Here is a 13,056-nt window from a genome sequence, read left to right as displayed (position 1 = left end):
GATGGGGGAGTTTTTGCGCTGCAATGCTGCGAACGGGAGTGGCAAATTCCCAGCACCGGGCGACGCGTGCTAGCGTCGGTCCCGACCCGTAACCCACCGGTCCGGCAGGGAGTCTCCGAAAAGCATGGCGTTGCTCGAGAACATGCGCATCTTCGTCCGCGTCGTCGAGCTGGGCAGCCTGTCGGCCGCCGGACGGAACCTGCGCATGTCGCCGGCCATGGTCAGCCACCGCATCCAGCAGTTGGAAGCCCATCTCGGCGTGCGGCTGCTGAACCGCACGACGCGGCAGTTGCAGGCGACCGAGACCGGCATGGAGTTCTACCACAGTTGCCTTGAGGTGCTGGAGGCGGTGGAGCGGGCGCACAGCAGCATCGCCGCCGGTTCCGGCGTGCCGTCGGGCAGCGTGCGGGTGACGGCGCCACTGGGATTCGGCCGCCGCATCCTGGCGCCGCTGGTGCCCGATTTCTGCGCCGCCCATCCACTGGTGGAGGTGCGGCTGCGGCTGTCCGACCATTTGCTCGACCTGCTGCGCGAGGCGGTGGATGTCGCGGTGCGGATGGCGGCGCTGAAGGATTCCAGCTTCGTCGTCCGCAAGATCGCCGACATGCGCCGCGTGCTGGTGGCGTCGCCCGCCTACCTGTCGGAGCGCGGCCGGCCGGACAAGCCGGCCGACCTGTCCGGGCACAATTGCCTGCTGCTGCGCTTTCCCGGCACCCAGCAATATCAATGGAGCGTGCTGGACAATGGTGAGGCGGTGAAGCTGCCGGTGTCCGGGCGCTTCGACGCCGATGACGGCGACGTGCTGACCGGCTGGGCGCTGGATGGCCGTGGCATCGTCATGAAACCGTTGTGGGAGGTGGCCGGGCATCTGGCGAGCGGCGCGCTGGTGCCGGTGTTGCCGGATTTCCCGCCGGAGCCGGTGACGCTGGCGGTGCTCTACCCGCACCGGGCGCTGGTGCCGGCCAAGGTAAAGGCCTTCGCCGACCATATGGTGCCCAGGATTCGCGCGGCGCTGAACGACATTTCCCCGGAAGCGATGCTTTGAACAAGCAGACATCCTAAGGGGAAGCCCCGACTACAGCGGCGCCGATTGTCCGTATCATACTCCGCCGGAAAGGTTGGGACGAACCCTGCTGACCATGGCGATCCAATCTTTCCGAATTCTCGTCGTTTCTTTCCCGGTTTGCGAAAGAAACGGACAGGCAGGCAAGGCTTGCCGGGAAATGCGCGACGCGGATGGTCGCCAAGGGACGGGGAGACGCCACATGTTTCTATTCACGACCAACAGCCGTCATGAGAAGGCGAGGCTGGACGCGCTGGACCGGTCGCAGGCGGTGATCGAGTTCACGCTGGACGGGCTGGTGGTCGACGCCAACCGGAATTTCCTCGACGCGATGGGCTACAGCCTGGCGGAGATCAAGGGCCGTCCGCACAGCCTGTTCGTCGATCCCGAACAGGCGATCAGCACCGGATACCGGCAGTTCTGGAACGAGCTGCGGGCCGGCCGCTTCCAGACGGGGGAATTCCGGCGGATCGGCAAGGATGGCAAGGAGGTGTGGATCCGGGCCACCTACAATCCGATCCTGGGATTCGACGGCCGTCCGCAGGGGGTCGTGAAGTTCGCCAGCGTCATCACCGAGGAAAAGCTGAAATCCGCCGATGCGGAAGGCAAGCTCGCCGCGATCGGCCGGTCGCAGGCGATGATCGAGTTCGCGCTGGATGGCACGGTCCTGAGCGCCAACGATAATTTCCTGAGCCTGATGGGCTACCGGCTGGAGGAAATCCGGAACCGCCATCACCGGATCTTCGTCGATCCGGCGGAGGCGGCGAAGCCCGACTATGCCGCCTTCTGGGACGGGCTGCGCCGCGGCGAGTTCCGCAGCGCCCAGTTCAGGCGCCAGTCGAAGGACGGGCGCGAGGTGTGGATCCAGGCGACCTACGCCCCGATCCTCGACCCCGCCGGCCGGCCCTGGAAAGTCGTGAAGTTCGCCAGCGACATCACCGGACAGCACGACCGCGACGCCGATTTCCGCAGCCAGATCGAAGCGATCGGCCGGTCCCAGGCGGTCATCCAGTTCAAGACCGACGGCACCATCCTGGACGCCAACGCCAATTTCCTGAAGGCGATGCAGTACGAGCTGGACGAGGTCGTCGGCCGGAACCACAGCCTGTTCGTTTTCCCGGAATACCGGGAAACGCAGGAATACCGCGACTTCTGGGACATCCTGCGCAGCGGGCGCTTCCACAGCTCGCTCTACCGGCGCCGGGCCAAGGACGGGTCCGACGTCTGGATCAATGCCAGCTACAACCCGGTGCTGTCCGACGACGGCCAGGTGCAGAAGGTCGTCAAGTTCGCGACCAACGTCACCCCGATGATCAAGGCCCGGCTGGAAGCCATCCGCTTTTCCAAGGAGACGGTGCAGCAGGTCACGGCGGTTGCGGAGGCCATCGAACAGATGTGCGGCTCCGCCGGCCGGATTTCGGCGGACATCCTCAAATCCCGTGACGTGGTCGACGACATCGACCGCCGCACCGCCGAAGCCGACGCCGCGACCGGCCGGCTGAACGATGCCGCCGCCGCCATGGACGGGGTGGCGAAATTCATCGACTCGATCGCCTCGCAGATCAAGCTGCTGGCGTTGAACGCCACCATCGAGGCGGCCCGTGCCGGCGAGGCGGGGCGCGGCTTCGCCGTGGTGGCGACGGAGGTGAAGTCGCTCGCCGAGCAGACGACCTCCGCCACCGAGCGGATCGCCGTCGAGATCCAGTCGATGCAGGAGGTGGTGCGTCAGGTGGTCGGCAGCCTGGGCGGGATCGCGCAGTCGGTCGAAAGCGTCAAGGAAACGGTCCATGGCGTGACCCACAGCGCGGAGGAGCAGAAGGCGCTCACCGGCGGCGTGGTGTCCAGCATGCGGCAGGCCCGGAGCAACGTCGAGGCGATCAACCACAATCTGGAAGACATGCTGATCAAGGCCCGCTGATCAAGACAGGGCAATCCGCGGGCGGCCGGGCGGCCTGCCCGCCGGCATCCCATCAAATCCCCCGCGCCCGGACCAGCAGCACCCGCGCCTCCTCCGCCGCCTTGGTCAGGCGGGGCAGGAACTGCAGCTCCATCTCCGGGCAGGTGACGCGGGCGGCCTGGGCACTGACGTTCATCGACGCGACCACGCCGCCGGCGGCGGTGCGGATCGGCACCGCGATCGACCGCAGGCCAAGCTCCAGCTCCTGGTCGACCAGCGAGAAACCGCGCTCGCGCACCCGCTCCAGCTCGCGCTTCAGGGCGTCGGCGGCGGTGATGGTGCGCTCGGTATAGGGCCTCAGCGGCACCCGTGCCAGATAGGCATCCAGCTCGGCCTCCGGCAGCGCCGCCAGCAAAACCCGGCCCATCGACGTGCAGTAGGCGGGCAGCCGGCTGCCGACATTCAGCCCGACCGACATGATCCGCTTGGTCGCCGCGCGGGCGATGTAGACCAGTTCGTCCTCGTCCAGCACCGCGGCGGAACAGGATTCCTGCACGGCGCCGCTGACCTGCTCGATCAGCGGGTCGAGGATCGTCGCCAGCGGCGCCGACGACAGGAAGGAATAGCCCAGCGCCAGGATCTTCGGCTTCAGATAGAAGCTGCGGCCGTCCGACCCGGCATAGCCCAGCTGCATCAGCGTCAGCAGGCAGCGCCGCGCCGCCGCCCGCGGCAGGCCGGTGATCTTGGCGATGTCGGCGATGGTCAGGTTCGGCTCGCGCTCGGTGAAGGCGCGAATCACCGACAGGCCGCGGGCCAGCGAGGTCATGAAATTCGGATCGGACGCCTCTTCCGCTGCCCCGCCTGTCGTCCCGGCGGTTGCTGCGACGGTTGCTGCGACGGCGGGCGTCGTCCTGGTGCCGGCTTCGGCCATGCGCGGGCTCCTTCCCGGTAAACGGTCGTTTGACCGTCAAAATAGGGCGATTATCGCTCAGTGACCAGTGGAATCGAACGGAAGCCCACCCAACTCCGTCTGCGGCAGAAATAGTTTGGAGTTCCCGCAATTGGTCTTGCGGGTGTCTGGCATCTGGTATACCGTATCGATAATTCAAAACCGACGCGCCACTCACAACGAAGGGCACGGGCGATCATCAGGACGCTCGCACGAGCAACGCTCACGACAACAAGCGGCGCCGCCGGCGTCGGCGCGCAAAGGGTCGGAACCGTGATGAACCGAGACAGATTCAGTGTGGAACCCCTTGAACAGGGGATGAGTTTCAAGGCCAAGGCCTACCAGTCGCTGCGACAGGCGATCACGCAGATGAACATCTACGGCCAGAGCAGCGAGATCAGGTTGGACGAACGCCGTCTGTGCGAAGCGTTGGGTGTCAGCCGCACCCCGGTGCGCGAGGCGATGGCGCTGCTGGAACAGGAGGGGTTCATCCGCTCCCAACCGCGGCGCGGGATCTTCGTGGTGCGCAAGACGAAGGCCGAACTGGTGGAGATGATAACGGTGTGTGCCGCCCTGGAAGGCATGGCGGCCCGCCTGTTCGTCGAGAACGCCACCACCGAAAAGCTGGAACTCCTGCACGCCGCGTTCGACAAATACACGAAAGCCGAGTTGGCGGAACATGTCGCCGAATATTCGGACGCCAACATCGTCTTCCATCAAAGCATCGTTCAGGCTTCGGGCTCCAGCCTGATCTCGGACCTGACCGACCGCTTCTTCATCCATATGCGTGCGATCCGCCGCGCGACGATGGGCATCGGCGACCGTGCCGACCAGTCCATCCACGAGCATCGGGACATCATCGAGGCGCTCGCCGCCCGCGATGCCGATCTCGCGGAACGCCGCGTCCGGGAACACACGCTCGGTCTCGCACAGTACGTGGAACGGCATTGCGCCTTCCTCGACTAACCGATCTTGAACCTTTTTGGAGCCTCGGGGAGGAGTCACCCATATGTCTACTGCGGCTGCAACGATCACTAAGAACCAGGCCACGGAAGCATCTGTTGTCGAAGACGCGCCGGCGCTGACCGACGGCTTCCAGCTCGTCATCGACGCGCTCAAGCTCAACGACATCGAGAACCTGTATGTCGTCCCCGGTATTCCGATCTCCGACCTGCTGCGCATGGCGCAGGCCGAGGGCATGCGGGTCGTCTCGTTCCGTCACGAACAGAATGCCGGCAACGCCGCCGCCATCGCCGGTTTCATGACCAAGAAGCCGGGCGTCTGCATGACCGTCTCGGCGCCGGGTTTCCTGAACGGCCTGACCGCGCTGGCGAACGCCACCACCAACTGCTTCCCGATGATCCTGATCAGCGGCTCGTCGGAGCGCGAGGTCGTCGATCTCCAGCAGGGCGACTACGAGGAGATGGACCAACTGGCCATCGCCAAGCCGCTGTGCAAGGCCGCCTTCCGCATCCTGCACGCCCAGGACATCGGCATCGGCGTGGCGCGTGCCATCCGCGCCGCGGTGTCGGGCCGTCCGGGCGGCGTCTATCTCGACCTGCCGGCCAAGCTGTTCTCGCAGGTGATGGACGCGGCCGAAGGCGCCAAGTCGCTGGTCAAGGTGGTCGATCCGACCCCGGCGCAGTACCCGTCGGCCGAGGCGGTGAACCGCGCCCTCGACCTGCTCAAGGGCGCCAAGCGTCCGCTGGTGATCTTCGGCAAGGGGGCCGCCTACGCCCAGGCCGACGACACCATCCGCGCCTTCGTCGAGAAGAGCGGCATTCCCTTCCTGCAGATGAGCATGGCCAAGGGCCTGCTGCCCGACACCCATCCGCAGTCGGCCGGCGCGGCGCGCTCGTTGGTGCTGCAGGATGCCGACGTGGTCATGCTGGTCGGCGCGCGGCTGAACTGGCTGCTGTCGCACGGCAAGGGGAAGACCTGGGGCAAGCCCGGCTCCAAGAAATTCATCCAGGTCGACATCGAGCCGCGGGAGATGGACAGCAACGTCGAAATCCATGCCCCGCTGGTCGGCGACATCGCCTCGGTGATGGAAGTGCTGCTGAAGGGCATCGAAGGCGGGCTGACCCCGCCGACCGACTGGATGGCCACCGTCGCCGCCAAGCGTGAGCAGAACGTCGCCAAGATGGCGCCGAAGCTGATGAGCAACGCCTCGCCGATGAACTTCCACGGTGCGCTCGGTGCGCTGCGCCGGATCATCAAGGAGCGGCCCGACGCCATGCTGGTCAACGAGGGCGCCAACACCCTCGACCTCGCCCGCGGCATCATCGACATGTACGAGCCGCGCAAGCGCCTGGACGTCGGCACCTGGGGCGTGATGGGCGTCGGCATGGGCTATGCCGTCGCCGCCGCGGTGGAGAGCGGCAAGCCGGTGCTGGCGGTCGAGGGCGACAGCGCCTTCGGCTTCTCCGGCATGGAGGTGGAGACGATCTGCCGCTACAACCTGCCGGTCTGCATCGTCATCTTCAACAACAACGGCATCTATCGCGGGACCGACGTCAACCCGACCGGCGGGGCCGACCCGTCGCCGATGGTCTTCGTCCCCGGCTCGCGCTACGACAAGATGATGGAGGCTTTCGGCGGCGTCGGCGTCCACGTCACCAACCCGGACGAGCTGTACCGCGCCGTCAGCGAGGCGATGGACAGCGGCCGTCCGACCCTGGTCAACGCCGTCATCGATCCGGCGGCCGGCACCGAAAGCGGCAACATCGGCAGCCTGAACCCGACCAGCTCGGTCCGGAAGATGCCGTCCTAAAAAACAGCCGACCATCACGACATTGAAAAGCAGGGGGGAGAAATACATGGGCAAGGCACTTCAGGGCGTGCGGATTCTCGACTTCACGCATGTGCAGTCGGGACCGACCTGCACCCAGTTGCTCGCCTGGTTCGGCGCCGACGTCATCAAGGTGGAGCGGCCGGGCGAGGGTGACATCACCCGCAGCCAGCTGCGCGACCTGCCGGACGCCGACAGCCTGTATTTCACCATGCTGAACCACAACAAGCGGTCGATCACCCTCGACACCAAGACGCCCAAGGGCAAGGAGGTGCTGGAGGCGCTGATCAAGAGCTGCGATGTGATGGTCGAAAACTTCGCCCCCGGCGTGCTCGATCGCATGGGGTTCACCTGGGAACGCATCCAGGAACTGAACCCCGCGATGATCGTCGCGTCGGTCAAGGGCTTCGGGCCGGGGCCGTTCGAGAACTGCAAGGTGTACGAGAACGTCGCCCAATGTGCGGGCGGCGCCGCCTCGACCACCGGCTTCGACGACGGCCCGCCGATGGTCACCGGCGCCCAGATCGGCGACAGCGGCACCGGCCTGCATCTGGCGCTCGGCATCGTCACCGCGCTCTACCAGCGCAAGACGACCGGCCGGGGCCAGAAGGTGCTGGCCGCCATGCAGGACGCCGTGCTGAACCTGTGCCGGGTCAAGCTGCGCGACCAGCAGCGCCTGGCCCACGGGCCGATGAAGGAATACCCGCAATACCCGAACGGCGAGTTCGGCGACACCGTGCCGCGCGCCGGCAACGCGTCGGGCGGCGGCCAGCCGGGCTGGATCCTGAAGTGCAAGGGCTGGGAGCATGACTCCAACGCCTACATCTACTTCATCGCCCAGGCGCCGGTCTGGAAGTCGATCTGCAAAGTCATCGGCAAGGAGGAGTGGATCACCGATCCCGACTATGCCACCCCGGCGGCCCGCCTGCCGCGCCTGATGAGCATCTTCGCGACCGTCGAGGAGTGGACCAAGACCCTGAGCAAGTTCGAGGTCATGGACATCCTCAACAAATACGACATCCCCTGCGGCCCGATCCTGTCGATGAAGGAGATCGCCGAGGACAAGTCGCTCTACGCCACCGGCACGCTGGTCGAGGTGGAGCACCCGACGCGCGGCAGCTACCTGACGGTGGGCAACCCGATCAAGCTGTCCGACAGCCCGACGGAGGTCACCCGCTCCCCCCTGCTGGGCGAGCACACCGACGAGATCCTGCGCGAGGTTCTGGGTTTCGGCGAGCGCGAGATCCTGGACATCCGCGACAGCGGCGCCGTCGGCGCCGTCGAGCGGCTGGCCGCGGAGTAGGTTCCGCTCCGATGCCCCCTCCCTAACCCTCCCCCACCCTCGGCCGGCCGAAGGCCGGTCCGATCGTGGGAGAGGGGACTGCCGCCTCCCTGGCGCTTACTCCCTCTCCCGCGAAGCGGGGGAGGGTCGGGGAGGGGGCCAGCACCTGACAATTCATACGCCTACCGCTTTTTGAAACACCCCGCTTCCCCTCTCCCCGGCCGTCCCCTTCCCGGTCGCGCGAGAGCCGAAGCCCGGACTTTTAAAAATCCGCCGTCTGTCAGCCGATGAATTCCCGGCTCCCCGCGGCATCCAAAAGACCATTCCCGACTGGGACAGAGACGCAAACCATGAACATTCACGAATATCAGGCCAAGGAACTGCTGCGGGGGTACGGCGTCGCCGTTCCGCGCGGCGGCGTGGCCTTCACCCCGGAAGAGGCTGAATCGGTCGCCCGCGAGCTGGGCGGTCCGGTCTGGGTGGTGAAGTCGCAGATCCACGCCGGTGGCCGCGGCGCCGGCCGCTTCAAGGACAATCCGGGCGGCAAGGGCGGCGTCCGCGTCGTCAAGTCGGTCGAGGAGGTCGCCTCCAACGCCGCCGAGATGCTGAGCCACGTGCTGGTGACCAAGCAGACCGGTCCCGCCGGCAAAGAGGTCAAGCGCCTCTATGTCGAGGAAGGCGCCGACATCAGGCGCGAGCTGTATCTCGGCCTGCTGATCGACCGCGCCACCGGCCGCGTCACCATCATCGCCTCGACCGAAGGCGGCATGGAGATCGAGGAGGTCGCCCACAACACGCCGGAGAAGATCGTCAAGGTCGCCGTCGATCCGGCCACCGGCATCCAGGGCTACCACACCCGCAAGGTCGCCTTCGCGCTCGGCCTGGAAGGCAAGCAGGTCGGTGCCGCCGCCAAGTTCATCCAGGCCGCCTACAAGGCGTTCGTTGACCTGGACTGCGCCATCGTCGAGATCAACCCGCTGATCGTCACCGGCGCCGGCGACATCCTGGCGCTCGACGCCAAGATGAACTTCGACGACAACGCGCTGTTCCGCCACAAGGACGTCGCGGCATTGCGCGACGAGGCCGAGGAGGACCCGGCGGAGATCGAGGCGGCGAAGCACGAGCTGAACTACGTCAAGCTCGACGGCAACATCGGCTGCATGGTCAACGGCGCCGGCCTCGCCATGGCGACGATGGACATCATCAAGCTGTACGGGGCCGAGCCGGCCAACTTCCTCGACGTCGGCGGCGGCGCCACCAAGGAGCGCGTCACCGCGGCCTTCAAGCTGATCCTGTCCGACAGCGCGGTCGAAGGCATCCTGGTCAACATCTTCGGCGGCATCATGCGCTGCGACGTGATCGCCGAAGGCGTGGTCGCCGCGGCCCGCGACGTGAAGCTGCATGTGCCGCTGGTGGTGCGGCTGGAAGGCACCAACGTGGCGCTCGGCAAGCAGATCCTGGCCGACTCCGGCCTGCCGATCCTGTCCGCCGACAATCTGGACGACGCAGCCCAAAAGATCGTCGCCGCCGTGAAGAAGGAGGCCGCGTGACATGGCTGTTCTCGTCGATAAGAACACGAAGGTGATCTGCCAGGGCTTCACCGGAGCCCAGGGCACCTTCCACTCCGAGCAGGCCATCGCCTACGGCACCAGGATGGTCGGCGGCGTGACCCCCGGCAAGGGCGGCGCCAAGCACCTCGACCTGCCGATCTTCGACACGGTGGCCGAGGCGGTGGAGAAGACCGGCGCCAACGCCTCCGTGATCTACGTGCCGCCGCCGTTCGCGGCCGACGCGATCCTGGAAGCGATCGACGCCGGGATCCCGCTGGTGGTCTGCATCACCGAAGGCATCCCGGTGCTGGACATGGTCCGGGTCAAGCGCGCGCTCAGCGGCTCCCATAAAAATGGAGTTGGCACCCGCCTGATCGGCCCGAACTGCCCCGGCATCATCACGCCGGACGAATGCAAGATCGGCATCATGCCGGGCCACATCCACAAGCGCGGCAAGATCGGCATCGTGTCCCGTTCGGGCACGCTGACCTACGAGGCCGTCGCGCAGACCACGGCGGCCGGGCTGGGGCAGACCACCTGCATCGGCATCGGCGGCGACCCGGTCAACGGCACCAACTTCGTCGACAGCCTGGAGCTGTTCGTGAAGGATCCGGAGACCGAGGGCATCATCATGATCGGCGAGATCGGCGGCGACGCCGAAGTCCGCGGCGCCGAGTTCATCAAGGCGTCGGGCACGAAGAAGCCGGTCGTCGGCTTCATCGCCGGCCGCACGGCTCCTCCGGGCCGCCGCATGGGCCATGCCGGCGCGGTGATCTCCGGCGGCAACGACACCGCCGACTTCAAGATCGACTTCATGAAGTCGGTCGGCATCGCCGTCGCCGACAGCCCCGCCTCGCTGGGCTCCACCATGCAGTCGATCTTCAAGGGTTGAGGAGAAGCCGCGGGGCCGCCGCAGGGCGGTCCCGCGGTGCCAGCAAGCTTCTGTCACTCACGCCATCAGCCGCAACAGACAGGCGCAGGCAACGCGCCGGACCCCGAGGGAGATGGGACATGAAAGCGCAAGCCCAAACCAGCAGCATGAAGCCCAACAGCATGACCGCCAGCGGCATGAAGGCCGGCACCATGGCCCGCCGGATCATCCACGACGATCCCAGCGAGGGCGCCGCGGCGATCATCAAGACCGCGATCATCGAGACGCCGCGGATCAAGAACGACAACGGCAAGAGCGAGGCCAAGGCCGAGCGCGGCCAGGTCGTGCAGTCGCTGTGCCGCGCGCTGAACATCCTGACGATCCTCGGCGCCAGCGACGGGCCGATGACCCTGACCGAACTGGCGGAGGCCGCGACCCTGTCGCCTTCCACCACCCACCGCCTGCTGACGACCCTGCAGTATGAGCGCTACGTCCGCTTCGACCAGAGCGCGCGCGGCTGGGTGATCGGCGTCCAGGCCTACATGACCGGCGCCAATTTCCTGAAGACCCGCAATCTGGTCGACGTCGCCCGTCCCCGCATGCGCCGCCTGATGGAGGAGAGCAGCGAGATCGTCAATCTGGCGGTCGAGGAGAATGGCGAGGCGCTGTATCTGGCTCGCGTCGGGGGCCCGCGCGCCGCGCAGGTCGCGGTGCCGCAGGCCGACCGCACGCTGCTGCATTGCTCCGCCGTCGGCAAGGCCCTGCTGGCCGGCATGACCGAGACCAAGGTGCAGACCATCGTGACCCAGCGCGGCATGCGCCAGTTCACCCGCAGCACCCTGTCGTCGCTGCCGGCGCTGTATCGCGACCTGTCGCTGGTGCGGACGCGCGGCTATGCGCTGGACCAGGAGGAGCGGGTGTCGGGCATGCGCTGCGTCGCCGCCCCGATCTTCGATGAGAATTCCCGTGTGATGGGCGCCCTGTCGCTGTCCGGCTCCAGCCGGCGCATCGAGGACGAGCGGCTGCGCGCCCTGGGCGAGATGGTCAAGCGTGCCGCCGCGGCGGTGACACAGGAATTGGGCGGGCGCGTGCCCGTTCCCAACTGACCCGCTCCATACGGACAATGAACGCCAAGAGCTGACGGCAGGTGGTGCCCGTCGGCATTTCCTCCCTGGCGCAACTGGGCCGCGTTCCGCATGGAACGCGGCCTTTTTCTTGTGCACGATACTGTTTCCGCGGAGTGGAAAACCCGCGATTTTCTCGGGCGTAATGGCCGGATAGGTGCGATTGTCTGTCTCGGGAAAGGCGTTCCTTTCTCATCGGGCGGATGTGTTGTTTTGCATGTTCGCGCTTCTCTCGGAGACTGGCCGTGCTGTGTGCAGCACGGCCATTTTTTTGTTTTCCGCAGGGTGAAATCGGATCCGGCCGCGCGTTGCCGCCCGCGCTCCAGCGGCGACACAGTGCCCCCCATACCCATCGACGCAACAGGGCAGGGGAGTGTTCAGACATGGCCGAACATAGGGCCGAATCCAGAACCATGGCGGCGGTCGAGGTGAGCCAGCCGGGCAAGCCGGAGGTGCTGGTCCCGGTGCGCCGCCCGGTTCCGGACCCGGCGCCGGGCGAGGTCCGCATCGCCGTCCAGGCGGCCGGGGTCAACCGCCCCGACGTGCTCCAGCGGCTTGGCAAGTACAACCCGCCGCCGGGCGTCACCGACATCCCCGGGCTGGAGGTCGCCGGCACGATCGACGCGCTGGGCGAGGGTGTGGAGGGCTGGGCGGTCGGCGATCCGGTCTGCGCCCTGCTGGCCGGCGGCGGCTATGCCGGGTTCTGCGTGGTCCCGGCCGCCCAATGCCTGCCGGTCCCCGCCGGCCTGTCGATGGCCGAGGCGGCGGCCCTGCCCGAGACCGCCTTCACCGTCTGGTCGAACGTGTTCGAGCGCGGCGCCCTCCAGCCCGGCGAGACGCTGCTGGTCCATGGCGGCACGTCGGGCATCGGCACCACGGCGATCCAGCTTGGCGCCGCCTTCGGCGCGCGCGTCTTCGCCACCGCCCGCGGCGCCGACAAATGCCGCGCCTGCGTCGAGCTGGGGGCGGAACGCGCCATCGATTACGGCGAGGAGGATTTCGTCGCGGTGGTCAAGGAGGCGACCGGCGGAGCGGGTGTGAATGTGGTGCTCGACATCGTCGGCGGCGATTATGTGGCCCGCAGCATCGATGCCCTTGCGGTCGAGGGCCGCTATGTCTGCATCGGCTTCGTCCGCGGCGCGACGGCGACGGTGAATTTCTTCCCCGTGATGACCAAGCGGCTGGTGCTGACCGGCTCCACCCTGCGGGCGCGGCCGGTCGCCTACAAGCAGGCGGTGGCCGAGCAGTTGAAGGCCCGCGTCTGGCCGCTGATCGCCGAAGGGCGGATCAAACCGGTCGTCCACGAGATCTTCCCGCTGGCCCGGGCCGCCGACGCCCACCGGCTGATGGAGAGCAACAGGCATGTCGGCAAGATCGTGCTGGCGGTGGAGTGAATACCTCCCTCTCCCGCCCCGGGAGAGGGAAGGGGCCCACGAAGTGGGAAGGGTGAGGGGCAATCCAAGGAGCCATGCGGTTCGGGATTCTCCGGTCACCCCTCACCCTCCCCACGCCTTCGGCGCGGGTCCCCT

The 13,056-nt window shown here is 67.0% G+C and carries 10 protein-coding genes; 9 read left to right on the top strand and 1 reads right to left on the bottom strand.

Going from position 1 to position 13,056, the window contains the following annotated elements; genetic code table 11:
• Positions 1–124: 124 nt before the first annotated feature.
• Positions 125–1,045: a LysR family transcriptional regulator gene (locus AL072_RS20785; protein WP_045584135.1), complete on the top strand. Its 921-nt coding sequence runs from the start codon at positions 125–127 to the stop codon at positions 1,043–1,045.
• A 220-nt stretch (positions 1,046–1,265) separates the two neighbouring features.
• Positions 1,266–2,981 (top strand): methyl-accepting chemotaxis protein, encoded by a 1,716-nt coding sequence (locus tag AL072_RS36020; protein ID WP_045584134.1) that lies wholly within the window; start codon positions 1,266–1,268, stop codon positions 2,979–2,981.
• 52 nt (positions 2,982–3,033) lie between these two features.
• Here AL072_RS36020 and AL072_RS20775 read toward each other — a convergent pair whose 3' ends face one another.
• On the bottom strand, positions 3,034–3,891 hold the full coding sequence (locus AL072_RS20775) for an IclR family transcriptional regulator (protein WP_045584133.1): 858 nt from the start codon (positions 3,889–3,891) through the stop codon (positions 3,034–3,036).
• 336 nt (positions 3,892–4,227) lie between these two features.
• Between AL072_RS20775 and AL072_RS20770 the strand changes: the two genes are divergently transcribed.
• From AL072_RS20770 to AL072_RS20740, 7 genes are all read left to right on the top strand, one after another.
• Positions 4,228–4,875 (top strand): GntR family transcriptional regulator, encoded by a 648-nt coding sequence (locus AL072_RS20770; RefSeq protein ID WP_200909899.1) that lies wholly within the window; start codon positions 4,228–4,230, stop codon positions 4,873–4,875.
• A 43-nt stretch (positions 4,876–4,918) separates the two neighbouring features.
• On the top strand, positions 4,919–6,682 hold the full coding sequence (gene oxc / locus AL072_RS20765; RefSeq protein ID WP_045584131.1) for an oxalyl-CoA decarboxylase: 1,764 nt from the start codon (positions 4,919–4,921) through the stop codon (positions 6,680–6,682).
• A 46-nt stretch (positions 6,683–6,728) separates the two neighbouring features.
• Entirely contained in the window at positions 6,729–8,003 is a 1,275-nt protein-coding gene (frc, locus tag AL072_RS20760) for a formyl-CoA transferase (RefSeq protein WP_045584130.1), read from the top strand.
• A gap of 329 nt (positions 8,004–8,332) precedes the next feature.
• Complete coding sequence (gene sucC / locus AL072_RS20755) at positions 8,333–9,532, top strand: ADP-forming succinate--CoA ligase subunit beta (RefSeq protein ID WP_045584129.1); 1,200 nt, start codon at positions 8,333–8,335, stop codon at positions 9,530–9,532.
• A 1-nt stretch (position 9,533) separates the two neighbouring features.
• Positions 9,534–10,424, top strand: a complete 891-nt coding sequence (gene sucD, locus AL072_RS20750; protein WP_045584128.1) for a succinate--CoA ligase subunit alpha — start codon at positions 9,534–9,536, stop codon at positions 10,422–10,424.
• A gap of 119 nt (positions 10,425–10,543) precedes the next feature.
• Positions 10,544–11,509: an IclR family transcriptional regulator gene (locus AL072_RS20745; protein ID WP_052710226.1), complete on the top strand. Its 966-nt coding sequence runs from the start codon at positions 10,544–10,546 to the stop codon at positions 11,507–11,509.
• Positions 11,510–11,910: 401 nt separating this feature from the next.
• Positions 11,911–12,921: an NAD(P)H-quinone oxidoreductase gene (locus AL072_RS20740; protein WP_082109174.1), complete on the top strand. Its 1,011-nt coding sequence runs from the start codon at positions 11,911–11,913 to the stop codon at positions 12,919–12,921.
• Positions 12,922–13,056: the final 135 nt, after the last annotated feature.

Source organism: Azospirillum thiophilum (assembly GCF_001305595.1).
GTDB classification, from domain to species: Bacteria; Pseudomonadota; Alphaproteobacteria; order Azospirillales; family Azospirillaceae; genus Azospirillum; species Azospirillum thiophilum.
This window is presented reverse-complemented; position numbering and strand designations above follow the sequence as displayed.